Annotated in this window: 17 protein-coding genes, 1 pseudogene and 1 riboswitch; of the genes and pseudogenes, 9 read left to right on the top strand and 9 right to left on the bottom strand. The window is 59.3% G+C overall.

Features of this window, described 5'->3' with window-relative positions:
- Nucleotides 1-364: 364 nt before the first annotated feature.
- Genes ACTM82_RS08305 through thiM form a run of 3 tightly spaced genes read right to left on the bottom strand, consistent with a single transcriptional unit; the run spans nucleotide 365 to nucleotide 2,241 of the window.
- The gene (locus ACTM82_RS08305) at nucleotides 365-1,060 is read right to left on the bottom strand and encodes a thiamine phosphate synthase (RefSeq protein ID WP_427719763.1); all 696 of its coding nucleotides are present in this window, start codon (nucleotides 1,058-1,060) and stop codon (nucleotides 365-367) included.
- The gene (locus ACTM82_RS08300; protein ID WP_427719764.1) at nucleotides 1,057-1,398 is read right to left on the bottom strand and encodes a thiamine-binding protein; all 342 of its coding nucleotides are present in this window, start codon (nucleotides 1,396-1,398) and stop codon (nucleotides 1,057-1,059) included. Before ACTM82_RS08300 ends, ACTM82_RS08305 begins: the two co-directional genes overlap by 4 nt.
- A 3-nt stretch (nucleotides 1,399-1,401) precedes the next feature.
- Entirely contained in the window at nucleotides 1,402-2,241 is an 840-nt protein-coding gene (gene thiM / locus ACTM82_RS08295) for a hydroxyethylthiazole kinase (protein WP_441055732.1), read from the bottom strand.
- A 51-nt stretch (nucleotides 2,242-2,292) separates the two neighbouring features.
- Nucleotides 2,293-2,403: riboswitch (TPP riboswitch) on the bottom strand.
- Nucleotides 2,404-2,564: 161 nt separating this feature from the next.
- Between thiM and ACTM82_RS08290 the strand changes: the two genes are divergently transcribed.
- The 4 genes from ACTM82_RS08290 to ACTM82_RS08275 all read left to right on the top strand — a co-directional run bounded on the left by ACTM82_RS08290 (nucleotide 2,565) and on the right by ACTM82_RS08275 (nucleotide 7,119).
- On the top strand, nucleotides 2,565-3,473 hold the full coding sequence (locus tag ACTM82_RS08290) for an HAD-IIB family hydrolase (protein ID WP_441041835.1): 909 nt from the start codon (nucleotides 2,565-2,567) through the stop codon (nucleotides 3,471-3,473).
- Nucleotides 3,474-3,483: 10 nt separating this feature from the next.
- Complete coding sequence (locus tag ACTM82_RS08285; protein WP_441017188.1) at nucleotides 3,484-4,380, top strand: LysR family transcriptional regulator; 897 nt, start codon at nucleotides 3,484-3,486, stop codon at nucleotides 4,378-4,380.
- Nucleotides 4,381-4,528: 148 nt separating this feature from the next.
- A complete protein-coding gene (locus tag ACTM82_RS08280) occupies nucleotides 4,529-5,662 on the top strand; it encodes a 5-methyltetrahydropteroyltriglutamate--homocysteine S-methyltransferase (protein ID WP_441055730.1) in 1,134 nt (377 codons plus the stop codon).
- A gap of 122 nt (nucleotides 5,663-5,784) precedes the next feature.
- Complete coding sequence (locus tag ACTM82_RS08275; RefSeq protein WP_441055728.1) at nucleotides 5,785-7,119, top strand: uracil-xanthine permease family protein; 1,335 nt, start codon at nucleotides 5,785-5,787, stop codon at nucleotides 7,117-7,119.
- 58 nt (nucleotides 7,120-7,177) lie between these two features.
- Here ACTM82_RS08275 and ACTM82_RS08270 read toward each other — a convergent pair whose 3' ends face one another.
- Together ACTM82_RS08270 and ACTM82_RS08265 are read right to left on the bottom strand one after the other, a co-directional pair.
- Nucleotides 7,178-7,843 carry an alpha/beta hydrolase gene (locus tag ACTM82_RS08270; protein ID WP_441055726.1) on the bottom strand — a complete coding sequence of 222 codons (666 nt, stop codon included), beginning with the start codon at nucleotides 7,841-7,843 and terminating at the stop codon, nucleotides 7,178-7,180.
- Between the two features lie 136 nt (nucleotides 7,844-7,979).
- Nucleotides 7,980-9,293, bottom strand: coding sequence for an NCS2 family permease (locus ACTM82_RS08265; RefSeq protein ID WP_441055724.1), 1,314 nt, complete (start codon nucleotides 9,291-9,293; stop codon nucleotides 7,980-7,982).
- 193 nt (nucleotides 9,294-9,486) lie between these two features.
- Between ACTM82_RS08265 and ACTM82_RS08260 the strand changes: the two genes are divergently transcribed.
- Together ACTM82_RS08260 and bsh are read left to right on the top strand one after the other, a co-directional pair.
- On the top strand, nucleotides 9,487-9,906 hold the full coding sequence (locus ACTM82_RS08260) for a peptide deformylase (RefSeq protein ID WP_154517060.1): 420 nt from the start codon (nucleotides 9,487-9,489) through the stop codon (nucleotides 9,904-9,906).
- A 244-nt stretch (nucleotides 9,907-10,150) separates the two neighbouring features.
- Nucleotides 10,151-11,116, top strand: coding sequence for a choloylglycine hydrolase (bsh, locus tag ACTM82_RS08255; RefSeq protein ID WP_441055722.1), 966 nt, complete (start codon nucleotides 10,151-10,153; stop codon nucleotides 11,114-11,116).
- A gap of 79 nt (nucleotides 11,117-11,195) precedes the next feature.
- Here the strand turns inward: bsh and ACTM82_RS08250 are convergent, their stop codons facing one another.
- The 3 genes and pseudogenes from ACTM82_RS08250 to ACTM82_RS08240 all read right to left on the bottom strand — a co-directional run bounded on the left by ACTM82_RS08250 (nucleotide 11,196) and on the right by ACTM82_RS08240 (nucleotide 12,718).
- Nucleotides 11,196-11,357 carry a hypothetical protein gene (locus ACTM82_RS08250; protein WP_441055810.1) on the bottom strand — a complete coding sequence of 54 codons (162 nt, stop codon included), beginning with the start codon at nucleotides 11,355-11,357 and terminating at the stop codon, nucleotides 11,196-11,198.
- 38 nt (nucleotides 11,358-11,395) lie between these two features.
- A pseudogene (locus tag ACTM82_RS08245) lies at nucleotides 11,396-11,539 on the bottom strand (KUP/HAK/KT family potassium transporter); the annotation flags it as partial.
- Between the two features lie 267 nt (nucleotides 11,540-11,806).
- On the bottom strand, nucleotides 11,807-12,718 hold the full coding sequence (locus ACTM82_RS08240; protein ID WP_441055807.1) for a DMT family transporter: 912 nt from the start codon (nucleotides 12,716-12,718) through the stop codon (nucleotides 11,807-11,809).
- Between the two features lie 118 nt (nucleotides 12,719-12,836).
- Between ACTM82_RS08240 and ACTM82_RS08235 the strand changes: the two genes are divergently transcribed.
- Together ACTM82_RS08235 and ACTM82_RS08230 are read left to right on the top strand one after the other, a co-directional pair.
- Nucleotides 12,837-13,694, top strand: a complete 858-nt coding sequence (locus ACTM82_RS08235) for a LysR family transcriptional regulator (protein WP_441055805.1) — start codon at nucleotides 12,837-12,839, stop codon at nucleotides 13,692-13,694.
- A gap of 202 nt (nucleotides 13,695-13,896) precedes the next feature.
- On the top strand, nucleotides 13,897-15,378 hold the full coding sequence (locus ACTM82_RS08230; RefSeq protein ID WP_441055809.1) for an aminotransferase class I/II-fold pyridoxal phosphate-dependent enzyme: 1,482 nt from the start codon (nucleotides 13,897-13,899) through the stop codon (nucleotides 15,376-15,378).
- A gap of 226 nt (nucleotides 15,379-15,604) precedes the next feature.
- On the opposite strand, the gene ACTM82_RS08225 is transcribed toward ACTM82_RS08230, so the two are convergent.
- A complete protein-coding gene (locus ACTM82_RS08225; protein WP_154517072.1) occupies nucleotides 15,605-16,015 on the bottom strand; it encodes a peptide deformylase in 411 nt (136 codons plus the stop codon).
- Nucleotides 16,016-16,229: 214 nt separating this feature from the next.
- Here ACTM82_RS08225 and ACTM82_RS08220 point away from each other — a divergent pair, with 214 nt between their 5' ends.
- The gene (locus tag ACTM82_RS08220) at nucleotides 16,230-17,129 is read left to right on the top strand and encodes a hypothetical protein (protein WP_441055803.1); all 900 of its coding nucleotides are present in this window, start codon (nucleotides 16,230-16,232) and stop codon (nucleotides 17,127-17,129) included.
- Nucleotides 17,130-17,379: the final 250 nt, after the last annotated feature.

Here is a 17,379-nt window from a genome sequence, read left to right as displayed (position 1 = left end):
ACGGTGAGCCCGGCGCCGCGAAGCGCCCTGGCCCTCTCCACCATTCTCCTACTGTATGCCATGCGGACTCCGTTCCGGACCTCAACGGTCCAACTTTTTGTCCGCAGTCCCGGCCGTAGTTTGGGACACAGTTTCCCGTTGGGCGGATTTCGGAAAGCATGTCCCAGAATTTGCGCCCAGAACGGGATACAGTTTCCCAGACGGCGGATTCCGGAAAGTGCATCCCGGAATCTACGTCTAGACTGGGACACAGTTTCCCGCTGACTCTCTATATGGAAAGCGCATCCCAGAATGGAGGTCCAAACTGGGATGCGCTTTCCGCTATTGAAGATATGAGGCTGCGAATCAGCTGCTCGGCCTATGCCTATGCCTGCTGCCAGGTGTCGACAAGCTCCTTGGCTGCGGCGTGGGGGTCGTCAGCGCTGCAGACGGCGCTCACTACAAAGAAGCCCTCGACGCCGGTGGCCTTGAGCTGCGGCAGATCGGCTTTTTTGACGCCGCCGCCGACCACGATGGGAACGGGGCTTGCCGCATGGAGCGCGGCCAGGTCCTCAAAGCTCTTGGTGATGATGGAGCCATCTGCCGCGCGTCCACAGTCGCGCTTGGTCTCGGTCTCGTGGAGCGGGCCGATGCCCAGGTAGTCGACTAGGCTCATGTCGGCGGTCTTGACGTACTCGAGCATTTCCTCGCAACGGGCCGAAAGGCCCACGATGGCATCGGGGCCCAGAAGCTTGCGGCAGACATCGACGGGAATATCGCTCTGGCCCACATGCACGCCGTCGACGGCGATACCCTGTTCGCGTGCGGCGAGTACGCAGTCCAGACGGTCGTCGATAAGCAGGGCGACCTTGCCGGTCTTGCCGGCGCGAGCGATAGCCTGCGCGGCGTCGCCCGTCAGCGCGATGATCTCGCGGGCACTTGCCACCTTGGAGCGCACCTGGATGCAGGTAAAGCCGGCATCCAGCGCCTGCGCTACCACATCGCCCACGGGACGTCCCAGCGTGTTTTCGGGGCCGAGTACCAGATAGGCCGAGATATCAAGGTTGTCGCGGATGCTCATCGTGCTTCCTCCTGCTTTTTGATCTGCGCTTCCATGCGCTCGAGTTTGCCGGTCATGGTGTCGGTAAACCCGGGTCGAATATCGGCTTTGAGCACGACTTCGGTGCGGATGCCCTTGCTTGCCAACACAAAGGTTGCGTCGCGTACGACCTGCATGACCTCGTCCCAGTCGCCCTCGATCTCGGTGAACATCGAGGTGGTGCGGTTGGGAAGGCCGCTCTCGCGAATGACGCGCACGACCTCGGCGACCTCGGCGGACAGCTCGTCGCCTGTGCCGCACGGGGCGATGGCTACGGCGACGAGCGTGTTCATGTCGGCAGCGGTTGCGGGTTCGGACATGGCTTATGCCTCCTCGAGCTCGAGGTGGTTATTCGCAATATCCTGAGCGGTCGCGCGGTAGAGTTCGTCGATAAAGGCGACCTTAAAGCTTGCCGGGGCATCGGCGACAGAGGCGGCACGCGTGCCGGCAACGTTGTAGACAGCGGTACCGCAGATGGCTGCCGTAAACGGATCGGCGGCGCAAGCGTACACGGCCAGGACGCCGCCCTGCGAGCAGCCACAGCCGGTAATCTTGGACATGAGCGGGCTGCCGCCGTGGGACTTGGCCACGGTCGTGCCGTCGGTAATCAGGTCGACTTCGCCCGAGACCACTACGGCGCCGCCGGTGTAGCGGGCGAGTGCCACGGCAGCGCCGCGGGCGGCGTCGACCGTATCGGTGGTATCGACACCGCGCACGCGGCTCAGGTCAGCCGCCTCGCCTTCAAGACCCCATAGGCCGGCGAGCGCGATGATCTCGGAGGCGTTGCCGCGCACGATGGCGGGCTTGTACTGCTTGAGCTCGTTTACCAACTGGGTGCGCAGACTACCGATGCCCAGGCCCACCGGATCGAGCACCCAGGGCTTGTCGGCGTCGTGTGCCGCCTTGGCCGCACGGGGAATCGTCTGCTCGTAGATGGGGAAGAGCGTGCCCATGTTGAGATAGATGGCGCCGCCGCCGGCAACGAGCGCCTCGCCCTCGTCGGGCAGATAGACCATGGCGGCCGAACCGCCTACGGCGAGCTGCGCGTTGGCGACAAAGTCGATCGTCACCGTGTTGGTGATGGAGCCGGCCATCGGGTTGGTGGCGCGAATCTCCTCCACGGCCTTGACCACATTTTGTTTAAGCTGTTTCGAATCAATCACTGCACATGCCTCCTTGGCATAGAAAAGGGGCGCTGTGCATAGACAGCGCCCCTGTAAAGGCGGCATGCTCCCTACGCCAGCATTAACTGACAGGTTCAAAGGATTGGGCCCCATGCCCTCTCAGCCTTGTGGTTTGCACCGCCGGCACTCCCGCATCGAATCTGTTGTTCCCTATACTAGCGCACCTGCCAAAAAGGGACAGGTTTATTTTGGTAGGTGGCAACTGGGGCGTCGCATTTTCCCAGATAAAACCTGCCAAAATAAACCTGTCCCTTATTGGCAGGTCGCTACAATGGATACGGTGAAAATGACTGGGGGACTCTATGATCAAACTTGTGCTGACCGATATGGACGATACGCTGATTCCAGCCGGGCATGACGGCGCCAGCGACTACGCCATCGAGGGCATTCATGCCATGCAGGCGGCGGGCCTGCACTTTGGCCCGGTTTCGGGCCGTCAGCCGTCCGCGATGGGCTGGATGTTTCGTAATCGCTCCGAGTGCTTCTCGACCGGTGCGTTCTGCAACGGCCAGGTCATGTTTGTCGACGGCGAGGTGGTAGCCTCGCATGCGACCGACAATACCGCCCTTATTCGCTTGGCTGACTACTTGGAGCAAGAGACCGATGATACCTATCTGAAGGTCTACAGCCTGGGTGATGACTTTTGGGACAATGACGCCTATTGTGTGACGAGCGACCCCGAGCGCGTGCATCGCGCTATGGAGTCGGGCGGCAACGCGTGGCTCAAAGGCGAAGAGGCCCCGTGCCGTCCCGTTGTCGGTGACGCGCCGGTGTTCAAGGCGAATATCTGGAGTGCCCGTTCGCGTGAAGGGCTCGCGGAGCTACGCGAGCGCGTTGCCGCCGAGGTGCCGGAACTCTCGCTTGTGTTTCCCAACAACCGAGTGCGCCTGTTTGACATTCTTCCGGCTGGTTGGGACAAGGGCTGTGCCACGCTGGAGCTGGCGCGTGCTTTGGGCCTAACGCCCGACGAGGTGGCGGTGTTCGGCGATTCCGATAACGATCTGCCCATGATTAATGCCGTTCCCAACTCCGTTGCAGTCGCCAATGCCAATGAGGCCGTCACGGCTTCCGCGCGTTGGCATATCGGTGCTGCGGCAGACGATGCGGTTGCCGGGGCTCTGCATGAGATTGCCGCCTGCGCCGCGACGGGGGCGATGCCGTCGTTTATGCGCCAGGTGGACGCGACGGGTCATGGCGTCACGAACGTCTAGGGAGAAAGTCATGAAGCTTCAGCAGCTCAGGTATGTTGTTAAGGTTGCCGAATGCGGCAGTATTACCGAGGCCTCGCGCCGGCTCTTTGTGTCGCAGCCTTCGATTACCGCGTCGATTCGCGATCTCGAAAACGAGATGGGTGTGCACATCTTTGAGCGCACCAACAAGGGCGTCATTGTGTCCGAGGAAGGCGAGACATTCTTGGGCTACGCGCGCCAGGTACTCGATCAGGCCGACCTGCTCGAGGGCAAGTACAAGGGCGCATCCGAGCAAGTGCCGCACTTTAGTGTGAGCTGTCAGCATTATTCCTTTGCCGTTAATGCGTTTGTCGACGTGATCCGTGAGTTCGATGCCGCGCGCTACGACTTTACCCTGCGCGAGGAACAGACTCACGAGATCATCGAAGATGTCGCGCACATGAAGAGTGAACTGGGCATTCTGTACTTATCCGAACATAACCGCGAGGTTATCGAGCGCATGCTGGCGGCCAACGAGCTCGTATTCGAAGGACTCTTCTGCGCCACGCCGCACGTCTTTGTATGCGCCGACCATCCACTGGCGGACCACGCCAGCGTGACGCTCGATGACCTCGAGGAGTATCCGTTTTTGTCCTACGAGCAAGGCAGCTACAACTCGTTTTACTATTCCGAGGAACTGACCTCGACGTTTGAGCGCCGCAAGAATATCCGCGTGCGCGACCGTGCGACCTTGTTCAACCTAGCCATGGGCCTCAACGGCTACACGGTGTGTTCGGGCGTGATTAGCCACGAGCTTAATGGCCCCGGTATTATCTCGATTCCGCTCGATGTAGATGAATACATGGAGATTGGCATTATCACGCGCAAGAATACGACGCTCACGCGCTATGGACAGGCTTATGTCGAGGCCATCCGGAGGCATATCTAACCGGTAGCGTTTGATGTTGCTGTCTTGAGCTGTCGAAATGGCTATAGGAAAACTATATGGCAAACATATATAAACGCATATTTTACGATAACCAGGAGTGCGCTCATACTCTTTCTCGCCAAAGCATTCCATGCAAAAGGAGATTCCTATGAGCAATTCCACCCAGCTCAAAGCGCCGTTTCGCGCCGATATCGTCGGCAGTTTTCTTCGTCCGCAGGCCGTAAAGGACGCCCGCGCTGCCTATGCGGCAGGCGCGCTTGATGCCGAGGGACTTAAGGCAGTCGAGGACGAGGCCATTCGCGATTTGGTGGCAAAGCAAAAGGCCGCCGGCCTGCAGGTCATCACCGATGGCGAGTTCCGCCGCAGCTACTGGCACCTCGATTTTATGTGGGGTCTCAACGGCATCGAGCGCCGCACCTCGCGTACGGGCTATATGTTCCACGATGAGGAGACTACCGCCGACACCGCCGTGGTGACCGGACCTATTAGCGGCGAGAACCATCCGTTCGTCGAGCACTTCAAGTTTGTCAAGGCGCTCGAGGGGGAGAGCCAGGTCGCGCGGCAAACCATTCCGGCGCCGATCCAGACGTTCTCCGAAGTCACGCTCGACCGCTGCGATGGCCAGCAGGAGAGCCTGCGCGCCGTCTACAAGACCGACGAAGAGCTCGCCGATGCCATCGCCGCGGCATACCGCACCGTGATTGCCGATCTGTATACCGCGGGTTGCCGCAACATCCAATTTGATGACTGCACCTGGGGCATCTATTGCGATACTGACTTTGTGTCCAAGACCGGCATGAGCCCGGTTGACCTGCAAAAGGTGAGCGAGCTGGGCGTGGCGCTCAACAATGCCGCCATCGCGGGCAAGCCTAACGACTTGGTGATCAATACGCATGTATGCCGTGGCAACTACCACTCTACTTATGCCTTTGAGGGCGGCTATGATCCCATCGCCCCGTACCTGTTTGCGCATGAGGACGTTGACGCGTTCTATCTGGAGTTCGACACTCCGCGCGCCGGTGGTTTTGAGCCGCTCAGGTATGTTGCGCCCGGTAAGAAGGTCGTGTTGGGCCTGGTGACCACCAAGGCAGCCGAGCTCGAGGACGAGGACGCGATCGTCGAGCGTATTCATGAGGCAGCAAAGTACGTGCCGCTTGAGAATCTGTATCTTTCTCCGCAGTGCGGCTTTGCCAGCTGCGAGATTGGCAACAAGCTGACCGAAGGCGAGCAGTGGGCAAAGATCGCGCTGGTCAAGCGTATTGCCGAACGTGTTTGGAAATAGCGGTACCGTTTGCAAGTGACGGCGCGTGCGAGACATGGTGTATCGCGTACAATGGTTCGGACCGTATCGTTCGGGCAGGTTATCCGCTATGCCCGAGCGCCCTTCCATTCGAAAGGACATCCATGTCCCAGTCCTCGACGCCCGCCGTCACCGATGCCATCTACGACGCTTCGTCGCTCGGCTGCCCGCGCATGTTCCTGCTCGGTCTGCAGCACCTGTTTGCCATGTTTGGTGCCACGGTGCTGGTGCCCGTGCTCACCGGCCTTTCGGTATCGGCAACGCTTTTGTTTGCCGGCTTGGGCACGCTGCTCTTCCACTTCCTGTCACGCGGTAAGGTCCCCGCATTTTTGGGCTCATCGTTTGCCTTTATTGCCGGTTATGCCGCAATCGCGCCCAACGGCGAGGCCGAGCTATTGCCCTACGCTTGCCTGGGCGTTGCCTGCGCCGGTTTGCTCTACCCAGTGCTTGCGGCGCTCTTCCGCGCGTTTGGTGCCAAGCGCGTCATGCGCTTCTTCCCGCCGGTGGTGACTGGCCCCATTGTCATTTCGATCGGTCTGATCCTGGCGAGTTCCGCTATTGCCAACTGCCAGACTAACTGGCTCGTTGCCGTGGTTGCCGTCGCCGTAATCGTCATCTGCAATATTTGGGGTCGCGGCATGGTCAAGATCGTGCCGATTTTACTGGGCGTCGTGGTGAGCTATGCCGTTGCGGCTGCGCTGGGCGAGGTCGATTTCTCCGGCGTCGCAGCCGCTCCCTGGCTTGGCTTGCCTGTCGTGTGGGACAACACGGTGTTTGCACTCTTTGGGCCGCAGTTCGATAGCGGCCTTGCCACGACGGCCATCATCACCATCATGCCGCTGGCCTTTGCAACCATGATCGAGCATATCGGCGATATATCCGCTATTGGCTCCACCTGCGAGCGCAACTACATCGCCGATCCCGGCCTGCATCGCACGCTGCTCGGTGATGGTCTCGCCACGATTCTGGCTTCGCTCTTTGGCGCTCCGGCCAACACCACGTATGGCGAGAACACCGGCGTGCTCGCCCTGACGCGTGTGTTTGACCCGCGCGTGATTCGCATTGCCGCGTGCTGCGCCATCGTGCTTTCGTTCTGCCCCAAGTTCGCTGCCGTGATCGCCGCCATGCCGGCATGCGTTATCGGCGGCGTGTCGCTCGTGCTCTATGGCATGATCAGCGCCGTGGGCGTCCGTAACCTCATCGAGAACCAGGTCGATTTCCAGAACAACCGCAACGTGCTGGTGACCGCTCTGGTGCTCGTGCTTTCACTCGGCATTGCCTACAGCGCCGCCGGTGCCATCGTGCTGGAGCTGGGCGGCGTGACGATTTCGCTTTCGGGCCTTGCCGTGGGCTCGCTGGTGGGCATCGTGCTCAACGCGATTCTGCCTGGCAACGACTTTGAGTTCGCCGTTTCTGAACTTGAGGAGACTGTCGAGTAGTAGTTGTGTTCAGCTAAATCAAAAAAATGGCGCCCGTGCGTACGCGTGGGCGCCATTTTTAATGCGTCAGTATCCAGTGTATGCCGCGGGCCATGCGCACATCGGTTTGGGCAAAGTGGTTACCGGGGTTGAGCTCGAAGGTCGCGGGGATGCCTCGGTCGCCGAGTAGTTTTTCCATTGCGCGCGTGTCGTCGAGTACGTGCCGCATCATGCGGTTGGGCGTCTTGGTCTCCTTTTTGCCGAGTGATAGATAGACGGCGTTGGGCGCGGCTGGCATCGTGTGCCCGTGTGCGTAATCGACAAATCCGGGAAACCATAGGGACCCCGATGCGCTTGCGGCACGGTTAAAGGCATCGGTCTGCCAGAGCGACCAAAGCGAAAAGAGACCCGCCAATGAGTAACCGGCAATGCCGCGCCAGGTAGGCGGGCAGGGAAGTGATGGCTCGACCTCTGGGATTATCCGATTCAGCAGTTCATCGAGAAACTCGGACGCCTGACCACCAAAGGGCTCGGCATCGCGCACGGTTCCGTCGCATTCCCAAGGGCTCAGCTCGCGATTCCAATTGAGCCCGCCAATGGCGACCAGGGTGAATGGCGGGCAATCAAGCTCAAGACAACGGCTATAGACCTCGGTGCCGTCACCCATGACCGCGGGAAGGAAAATGACGGGCGCGCTTTCGACATGCCTTGAATGAATGGTTATCTGCTTTTGACGCGCTTCCATGACAAGCTTCTCTCTGCATTTCGACATCTACAAATACGATTGTCGCACGTCGGCGTAGGGACCGTCGCTAAAAGAAAGGCGCAGAGCCGCTTGATACGACTCTGCGCCTTGAGGTTTTGCTTTGGCAGCTTTGCCCTTACGCTACAAAGAAGTAGACGAGGAAGGCGAGTGCTGCGATCCACATGAGCGGCTTGATCTTGGAGGCCTCGCCCTTAAAGAGCGCGACAACCACGAAGGCGATAAAGCCCAGACCGATGCCGGCAGAGATGGAGTAGGTGAAGGGCACGCCGGCGACAATCATGAACGCTGGGAAACCCTGCGACACGTCGGACCAGTCGATCTCGGAGGCCTCGCTCATCATGAGGTAGCCGACGTAGACCAGAGCACCGCAGGTGGCGGCGCTGGAAACGATGGTGACGATGGGGGAGAAGAACGCGGCGAGAATGAACAGCACGCCGGTGGTGACGGAGGTGAGGCCGGTGCGGCCACCGTCGGCAGCACCAGAGGTGGACTCGACGAAGGTGGTGATGGAGGAGACGCCCATAAAGCCACCGGCAGCGGCGGCCACGGAGTCGACGACCAGGATGGGACGGATGTCCTCGACATTGCCGTCCTCGGTCAAGAACTCGCCCTGCTTGGCGACGGCCATCGCGGTGCCCATGGTGTCGAAGAAGTCACTCATGAGCAGCGAGAAGGCAACGACGAGCAGCATCGGGTCGGTCAGGACCTTCACGATGGCCATGTTGCCATCAGCAGTGCTGGCAAACGGGGCGCCAAAGGTCGAGAAGTCGAGCGGTGCGATGAGACCCTCGGGCGCATGGGTGACGCCCAGCGGGATACCGGCGATAACGGCGACGATGATGCCGATGAGCAGTGAGCCCGGCACGTTGCGGGAAGCAAGGGCAACCGTCACGACGATGGAGATGATGCCGACGATAAAGGTGGGGGAGGCGATATCGCCCAGGCCGACGAGCGTACCGGCGCCAGCGGTGATGATACCGGCGTCGCACAGGCCGATCATGGCGATAAACAGGCCCAGACCCACCGAGATGGCGTGGCGCAGGACCACGGGGATGGCGTCCATGATGGCCTCGCGCAGGCCGCAAAGGACGAGTAGCAAGATGATGATACCTTCGAGGAAGATAACACTCATGGCAACGTGCCAGTCACCGCCGCACATGGCGGCGGTGATGCCCGCAATCATGGCGTTGATGCCCAGGCCCGACGCACAGGCGAGCGGGCGGTTGGCGAAGATGCCCATGCAGATGGTCATGATGCCGGCGCCCAGACAGGTGGCGCAGGCGAGCGCTCCCGCATCGATGCCAGCGCCCGAGAGCACCGCAGGGTTGACGGCGATGATGTAGGCCATCGCCAGGAATGTTGTCAGTCCAGCGCGAAGTTCGGTCCCGATTGTGGACTTGCGCTCGCTGACGTGAAAAAGTTCGTCCATGCATACCCTTTCCTTGTTCGGCCCCGAGTTTAGGCCGATTGACACGAACTTACCTACTATATCGCCTTTGGAAGGTCGATGTTTCTCGCATGTTGAAGTTCGGCGCTTTGTAACAGGCGGACGGTATTTTTCGCATGAAAATGTGTAGGTACCGTATACTTAAGCAGTTACATTGAACTCTTTGGAGGAACGTATGATTAAAGAGCTCTGCCGCGACGAGGCTATCCTGTCCCAGCGTTGCGAGGTTGCGACTGTCGAGGACGAGTCGGTCGCACAGGACCTGATCGATACCATCAAGTCGCTCGAGGACGCCGGCTGCCTTGCCGCCAACCAGATTGGCGTCACCAAGAAGGTCTGCGTCTATCTGGACGACGCCGGCGAGCCCCACGTGCTCTACAACCCCCGTCTGGTGTTTGGCCTGGGCGCCAGCAAGATGGAGGAGAGCTGCCTGACGCACGACGAAATCACCAAGTCCACGCGCTATATCAAGTGCAAGGTTGCCTTTGACCAGATCGTCGACGGCAAGATGAAGGAGTGCCGCCGCGACTACACGGGCTTTGAGGCACAAATGATCCAGCATATGATTGATCACTGTCTTGGAAAGTTGGTCTAAGGGGACCAAAGTACCGCACCTTGCCGCTCAATCGTCGCTCGCGTACCTTAAGTACGCTTCGCTCCTCTTTCGTGGCAATCTGCGGTACTTTGACTCCTTAGACGACCTGCGAGGTTGACTTGGTTGAGTTTATCTTGCTTGTGTGGTCCGGGCGTGACGTTATTGTCATGTCCGGGCTTTTGTGTTTAGCGCCTATTTGTTTGGTAACAATGAGCTTAACAAGGACGTATGGCTAGGAGGCGCCATGTGCACGAGCATTCGATTTACCGATAATTCCGGCAACATGTATCTGGGTCGCAACCTCGACTGGAGCTTTAGCTACGGCCAACAGGTTCGCGTGATGCCCCGCGGGTTCCATATCCCGTATTCGTTTATCGACGATGCGTCGGCGGCACACGCGGTAATCGGCATGTGCATCGATTACAAGAACTATCCTATGTTTTTCGACTGTGGTAACGATGCGGGTCTGGCTGTGGCAGGGCTCAACTTTCCCGGTTATGCCGAGTATGCCGAGGACCCGGTTGATGGAAAGGCCAATATCGCGGCCTATGAGTTTCCCCTGTGGGTGGCAGCGACGTTCTCGACGGTCGACGAGGTCGAGGCTGCGCTGCGCGACACGGTGATTGTTGCCAAATCTGCCGGAGAGGGGCTGGGTGTGTCGCTGCTCCATTGGATTATCGGCGACAGCCGGCGCAGCATCGTGGTCGAGATGATGGCTGACGGTCTGCATGTATACGACGATCCGGTCGACACCCTTGCCAATCAGCCGACCTTCCCGTGGCACATGGAAAACCTGCGCACCTATATCACCGCCACAAGCGATTTTCCTCAGACGGCGACATGGCGTGGCGCCGAGCTCAAGCCCTATGGCGCGGGTGCCGGCATGCGCGGTATTCCGGGTGACTGCTATTCGCCGAGCCGTTTTGTAAAGGCGGCGTACCTCAATGCCAATTACCCGCAAAAAGACAGCGAGGCCGAGAACGTCATTCGCATGTTCCGCTCGCTCGAGGGGGTGGCGATGATCGAGGGTGCGTCCAAGATGGGTGACGGCAAGTTCGAGAAGACTATCTACACCGGATGCTTTAGCGCGCGCACGGGCAATTACTATTACTCAACGTATGAGGATCCGTCGATTCGCTACGTGAGCCTGATGGATGCCGAGGGCGCGAGCCCCGATAGGCTCGTGGTTCCCGAGCCGCGTCGTTCGTAGCCGGCGGCTTTACTGCAACGCAAAGCGGCCCTGCGCCTCTCGTGAGGCGCAGGGCCGCTGTCGTCGACGCGCGACGTCGTTAGAAGTTGGCGTCGTTGAGTTGTTCGCTCTCGAGGCCGTCGAACTGTTGCTGTTCGGGCGTATCGGCGACGCTCCCGAGCAGCTCGGTGGGGTCGACGTTCATGTCCCTACCGGCTTCGTTGCCGTTGCCAAGCTCGTCCGAGAAGATACCGACATCCATTTCCTCGGCTTCCTCGATCTGAACCTCGAGCTGGAGTTATTGGCGAGCAGCGCCGCGCCGCCGATCATGGCAGGTAGGATCAGCCACGGCGCCACTTTGCGCACCAGGCTAAACAGGGCGAAGATGCCGCCCTCGTTGTGGTTGTCGGCCTTCATGGCGATTACCACGTACTTGACCGTGCTGGTCTTGGAGGTTTGCCTCCAGTTTGGCGTGCGCCACGTGGACTCCCTTGGACATCCGGTTATCTGTCTTGGACAGATAACTTTTATGCCGTCTTTATACATACAAGAGCTGTTTGGCACATCGGGTAATTGTAGACAATAATCCCCAGCTGGGGATTATTTATGTACGCAGGTAGCATTTCAAAACAGGGGCGCATCCGCTGTATGGCTTTGCTGCAATGTAATAACCGCGGACGCGCCCCTGCTTTGAAACTGAAGAGGGAACTTTTAGACGCGTGCTGCCTGAGCGATACCGGTCTTGGCGCCTGAGCGTTTACCGGCGAGTTCGCAAGAGATCGCGCCGCCGATGATAAGCACGGCGCCCATCAGGCGGACCGGTGTTATGACTTCGCCCAAAAGGGCGGACGAGAACACGACGGCCGAAAGCGGCTCGAGGTAGCCGACGACAGCGACGGTCTGCACGGGCAGTTTGGCGACGGCGCTAAAGTAGAGCAGACAACCGATGCCGGTGTTGACGACGCCGAGCATAGCGACGGCGCGCCAATCGATGGTTGCGGCGATGCTGGCGGACAGGAATGAGGGGGTGCCTTGGGTGACGAGTGTAAGGACCAGCGCGGTCACAAAGGCGGCGCTCACCTGGAGCGCGGAGTTCTCGAGGCCTTCGATGTGCGGCGCGCCCTTGCTGGCGATGACCATCAATGCATAACAGAAGGCCGAGGCGATTCCGCAGACGATGCCCGCAATGGGCATATTGCCGCCTAGACCTTGCGCTGCAATAAGAAAAGCGCCGCAGGCGACTGCGATAAACCCGGCGATTTTGCCACCGGTTAGTTTTTCGCCAAAGATAAACGGCGAGAGGGCCATGACGATGATGGGGCCGCAGTAGTACAGCAGCGAAGAAACGCCGACGCCGATCGTCTGATAAGCGCGGAACAGAAAAATCCAGCTGGCGCCTAGTGCGGCTCCCGAGAGGAGGAGGGCTGCGGCTTCGCGGGGGCGAGAAGGCGCCTGCAGCTTATGGCGTTGGGTAATGGCGAGGATGGTGACAAGCGAAAGGGCTCCCAGAAAAGTGCGCAGCAGCACGATATCGGAGCTCGGGAGTGCGATGGCCGCAGCGATGATGCCGTTGGAGCCAAACAACAACAATGCTGCTAAATACGTAATCAATCCGTTGTTCATGCGCTGCCGTCCCCTCTATATCCGTGCATGTTCACTATGGTTGAACTGGCTTTAGAAGAAAAGCGAATATAATGCATGGAAAACATGACAAAAACTCATGCAAAGGTGGAGGCATGTCGTGGAAACGAATATTCAAAAGATGCAGGTGCTGCTGGAGACCGTGCGCGCTGGAAGCTTTACGCGTGCTGCCGAGCGCCTGAGCTACTCGCAATCGGGCGTGAGCCGCATGGTGGCCGATCTTGAGGCCGATTGGGGCTTTAAGGTGCTCGACCGCAGTCGTGAAGGTGTTGCTCTTTCTGCCGACGGGCGGCAGGTCATGCCGGCTGTCGAGGCGCTCTGCGAGGAATTCGTTCGCTTGCAGCGACGGGTGGATGAGATGCGCGGGCTCATGCGCGGCAAAATCTGCATCGGTACGTTTTCGAGCGTGGCGACCCACGTGCTGCCGCCGGTGATTGCGCGTTTTCGTGCTGATCATCCAGACGTCGATTACGAGTTGCTGATGGGCGACTATTCAGAGATTGAACAATGGGTGGCAGAGGGTCGCTGCGATCTGGGCTTTATCCCTCGTGAGCCCCGAGAAAACGGCATGACATCGCTGCCTTTGGTGCGCGACGAGTTAATGGCGGTAGTGCCGTCAGGCTCGTTGTTTGCCACGGCGGAGGTCGTCTCTCTTACCGACTTGGCCAACGAGCAGTTTATTCTGCTAGAACGCGGCACCGATGACGAGATTACGCCGCTGTTTCGTCGGGCGGGACTGGCAGTGCACTCAAAACTGTCGACCTGGGATGACTATGCGATTATGGCTATGGTCGAGGACGGCCTGGGTGTGAGCATTCTTCCCGCTCTCATCATGCGCCGCTGTCAGTTCGATGTTGCCGTGCGTCCGCTCGAAGGGCATCCCCATCGGCAGATCAACGCCATATATCGAACGGCCGATGTTTCGCTTGCCGCCGCCCGTTTTCTCGAATACCTCTAAATGGGCGCACGTCGTTACCGCCTTGGGGTAAATCTTGAGGTTTGGGTCATGTTATTTTTGAAATTGAACTTTTAGAAATAGCACGGCGCTATACTGCTTGCTAAATTGAACCTTGGTTCAATTCGTGTTCTATAAATTGAACTTTGCCAGCAAGGAGGTTCCTGTGACCCAAAAGACGTTTAGCGATCGCCTGCGACAGGCTATGTCCGATCGCGACGCTCGCCAGTCGGACGTAATCCGCGCATCTGAGATGCTCGGCAAAAAACTCGGCAAGAGTCAGATGAGCCAATATGTGAGCGGCAAGACGATTCCGCGGCGCGATGTGGCAGAGCTGCTTGCCCGCATTTTGGAGGTCGATGTTACCTGGCTGCTCGCCGGTGACGCCGATCAAGGCGAGACATCATCGACCCACAACGTTTCCAAGCCCGAACCCTATCCCTCAGCTCAAATTGCAAGGAGCACCACCATGCGTACTTTTTCTAAATCCACCAAACTCGAGAACGTTCTGTATGACGTGCGCGGCCCCGTTGTCGACGAGGCAGCCCGTATGGAGGACGAAGGCGAGTGCATCCTCAAGCTCAACATCGGTAATCCGGCGCCCTTTGGTTTCCGCACGCCCGATGAGGTCATTAAGGACATGCGCCAGCAGCTGCCCGACTGCGAAGGCTATTCCAACTCGCGCGGTCTGTTCTCTGCGCGCAAGGCGATCATGCAGTATTCGCAGATCAAGGGCCTGCCCAATGTTCAGATGGAACATATCTACACGGGCAACGGCGTGTCCGAGCTCATTCAGCTTTCGATGAACGCGCTGCTCGACAATGGCGACGAGATTCTGATTCCCAGCCCCGATTATCCGCTGTGGACGGCGTGCGCAACTCTTGCCGGTGGACATCCCGTGCACTATCTGTGTGATGAGCAGGCCGATTGGTATCCCGATCTGCAGGATATGGAGTCCAAGGTCACGAGCGCGACCAAGGCCCTCGTCATCATCAACCCCAACAACCCCACGGGCTCTGTCTATCCGCGCGAGGTGCTCGAGGGCATCGTTGAGATCGCGCGCAGGCACCAGCTCATGATTTTTGCCGACGAGATCTATGACCGCCTGTGCATGGACGGCTACGAGCACGTCTCCATTGCATCGCTCGCCCCCGACCTGCCCTGCATTACGTTTAGCGGCCTGTCCAAGTCGCATATGATCGCGGGCTATCGCATTGGCTGGATGGTGCTTTCGGGCAACCAGCGCTGCATGAGCGACTTCATCATGGGCATCAACATGCTCTCCAACATGCGCCTGTGCTCCAACGTGCCGGCCCAGTCGATCGTCCAGACGGCGCTTGGCGGCCATCAGTCGGTCAACGACTACATCCGCCCCGGCGGTCGTGTCTACGAGCAGCGCAACTTTGTGTATGAGGCGCTCAGCAAGATCGACGGCATCTCGGTGGTCAAGCCGCGTGCGGCGTTTTATATCTTCCCCAAGATGGATGTTAAAAAGTTCAACATCACCGATGACGAGCAGTTTGCCCTCGACCTGCTGCACGAGAAGAAGATCCTCATCACGCGTGGCGGCGGCTTCAACTGGGCTGAGCCCGATCACTTCCGCATCGTGTACCTGCCGCGCATGGAAGTGCTCAAAGAGTCGCTCGAAGACCTCGCCGATTTCTTTGATCACTACCGCCAGTCCTAATTGGTTCCGCCGTTCTACCGAACGGCGGACCGCTTGACGCTACGCGAGCCGCATTCACGCCAATCTGACGTTCAATTTCGAGGGCGCGACCAGAAGGTCAGCGCCCTCTCATTTCACGTCACCTTGGCGCAAATGCGGCTCGCTCGCTGTCGTGTGCTCAGCCTGCGTCGTTACCATGATCCAAAGGGGACGGAGGAAAACAGATCATTTTCCTTGACTCGCGGAACTATATAACAACGCCGTTGCAGTGGTCGATTTCGTGCTGGATGATCTCGGCGGTGTAGCCCGAGAAGTTTTTGATGCGGTGGACGAAGTTCTCGTCCAAATACTCCACCTTAATGCGACGATAGCGGGTACAGGGACGCTCGCCGATCAGCGAGAGGCATCCTTCGCTGGTCTGATAGGCATTGACCTGCTCAAGAATTTGAGGGTTGTACATCAGGAGCGTCCTGTTGCCGTCCTTTACGCAGATGATGCGTTTGCGCACGCCGATCATGTTGGCGGCGAGCCCCACGCACTCGTGCTCATGCTCGTGGAGCGTATCCAGGAGGTCCTGCCCGATCACGGCATCGTCGGGCCCTGCGTCTTCGGAAGGCAGGCGCAAAAAGAACTCGGATTTCATGATGGGCTTAATCATGGCGGGCTCCTTAAGGTGGACACGTTTGGTTCAGGCCATGATACCGCGACATGTCGCATTAATGTGTGCACATAGATTCTGCAGCTAGATTGGATGGCGACACCATAAACTAATGGACGTTTTGCCGAGAGGCATGAATGTTTAAAGCGCAAAGAGTGCGCGACGGGCCCCGCGAATGGGGCGATGATGCCCGAGAGGGCCAAGAAGGAGTCTCATGTCCGAGAACGAAGAGATCATGAACGAGACCGAGAACGAGACCATGGCTGCCGAGGTCGAGGCAGTCGAGACCGTGGAGACCGAAGCTACCGAGGTTAAGGCCGCTGACGAGGTTTCCGCCGAGGAGGAGGCCGAGGTTGTCGAGACCGCCGTTGATTACGATGACGAAGAGCTGATGGACAAGATACAGAAGGCCGCCCGCCTGCTGCGTAGCCGTCGCTTTGCTATTTCCAAGGAGGAGGAGGCCAAGGCCGAGCGTATGGCGAACATCGAGCGCGCCATCAAGCTCCTTGACCTCAAGCCCAAGATGGAGCAGAAGGAAATGTCCGACCTGCTGGGCATGCGCCTTCGTGAGCTCGATGGCCTGATGGCCGAGGCCGAGGCTGCCGATCTGGTCGGCCGCATCGACAACGCCGAGGGCGATATGCGCAAGATTGTCGTCTTCGCTGCCGAGGATGCCGCTGAGGGCCTGGTCGAGCTTGCCAACAAGAAGGAGAAGCTCCTGCCCGAGCTTTCTTACGAGGAGGCCACCGAGCTGATGGCCGCGCTCGATAAGGTTATCGCTCCGCTCGTCGCCATGGGTCTGGACGAGGATCGCGGTCCTCGCGGCGGCCGTGACGACCGTGGTGGCCGTGGCGGCGACCGTGGCGGTCGCGGCAGCTTTGGCGACCGCGGTGGCCGTGGCGGCGACCGTGGTGGTCGCGGTGGCCGTGGCGGCTTTGGTGACCGTGGCGGCGACCGTGGCGGTCGCGGCGGCTTTGGCGGCAACCGTGGTGGCTATGGCGACCGCGGTGGCAACCGTGGCGGCTTCGGCGGCAACCGTGGCGGCGACCGCGGCGGTCGAGGCGGCGACCGTGGCGGCCGCAACGGCGGCGGCTTCCGCGGCAACCGTTTTTAGTTACGGCGGTTTACCAAACGCCGTAACAGCTCGACGCTGCAAGCCCGCCAGAGCGGCAATCTGCCTTTCAACTTCGGCGGCATGACCAGAAGGTCAATGCCGCCTCGTTTGAAGGCACCTTGCTCGCTCTGGCGGGCTTTCGCTCATATGACCCAATCCGCTGTCAAGAGCCACAATGGCCCCGCCGACCGCTTGCAATCGGTCGGCGGGGCCTGCCGTTAACCCGTCCCGGTCCGCCCCCGGCATGTCA

Source organism: Collinsella sp. HCP3S3_E5 (genome assembly GCF_052067635.1).
In the GTDB taxonomy this organism is placed as follows: domain Bacteria; phylum Actinomycetota; class Coriobacteriia; order Coriobacteriales; family Coriobacteriaceae; genus Collinsella.
The sequence above is the reverse complement of the archived record's forward strand: the minus strand, read 5'-3'. Positions and strand labels throughout refer to the sequence as shown.

What these genes read in the sequence shown, in the direction of transcription:
- ACTM82_RS08285 (WP_441017188.1), top strand. Translation starts at nt 3,484, where the DNA reads ATGAAGCTTCAGCAGCTCAGGTATGTTGTTAAGGTTGCCGAATGCGGC.
- ACTM82_RS08225 (WP_154517072.1), bottom strand. Translation starts at nt 16,015, where the DNA reads ATGATTAAGCCCATCATGAAATCCGAGTTCTTTTTGCGCCTGCCTTCC.
- ACTM82_RS08270 (WP_441055726.1), bottom strand. Translation starts at nt 7,843, where the DNA reads ATGGAAGCGCGTCAAAAGCAGATAACCATTCATTCAAGGCATGTCGAA.
- ACTM82_RS08230 (WP_441055809.1), top strand. Translation starts at nt 13,897, where the DNA reads ATGTCCGATCGCGACGCTCGCCAGTCGGACGTAATCCGCGCATCTGAG.
- ACTM82_RS08240 (WP_441055807.1), bottom strand. Translation starts at nt 12,718, where the DNA reads ATGAACAACGGATTGATTACGTATTTAGCAGCATTGTTGTTGTTTGGC.
- ACTM82_RS08300 (WP_427719764.1), bottom strand. Translation starts at nt 1,398, where the DNA reads ATGTCCGAACCCGCAACCGCTGCCGACATGAACACGCTCGTCGCCGTA.
- ACTM82_RS08290 (WP_441041835.1), top strand. Translation starts at nt 2,565, where the DNA reads ATGATCAAACTTGTGCTGACCGATATGGACGATACGCTGATTCCAGCC.
- bsh (WP_441055722.1), top strand. Translation starts at nt 10,151, where the DNA reads ATGTGCACGAGCATTCGATTTACCGATAATTCCGGCAACATGTATCTG.
- ACTM82_RS08280 (WP_441055730.1), top strand. Translation starts at nt 4,529, where the DNA reads ATGAGCAATTCCACCCAGCTCAAAGCGCCGTTTCGCGCCGATATCGTC.
- ACTM82_RS08275 (WP_441055728.1), top strand. Translation starts at nt 5,785, where the DNA reads ATGTCCCAGTCCTCGACGCCCGCCGTCACCGATGCCATCTACGACGCT.
- ACTM82_RS08265 (WP_441055724.1), bottom strand. Translation starts at nt 9,293, where the DNA reads ATGGACGAACTTTTTCACGTCAGCGAGCGCAAGTCCACAATCGGGACC.
- ACTM82_RS08220 (WP_441055803.1), top strand. Translation starts at nt 16,230, where the DNA reads ATGTCCGAGAACGAAGAGATCATGAACGAGACCGAGAACGAGACCATG.
- ACTM82_RS08260 (WP_154517060.1), top strand. Translation starts at nt 9,487, where the DNA reads ATGATTAAAGAGCTCTGCCGCGACGAGGCTATCCTGTCCCAGCGTTGC.
- ACTM82_RS08250 (WP_441055810.1), bottom strand. Translation starts at nt 11,357, where the DNA reads ATGGATGTCGGTATCTTCTCGGACGAGCTTGGCAACGGCAACGAAGCC.
- ACTM82_RS08305 (WP_427719763.1), bottom strand. Translation starts at nt 1,060, where the DNA reads ATGAGCATCCGCGACAACCTTGATATCTCGGCCTATCTGGTACTCGGC.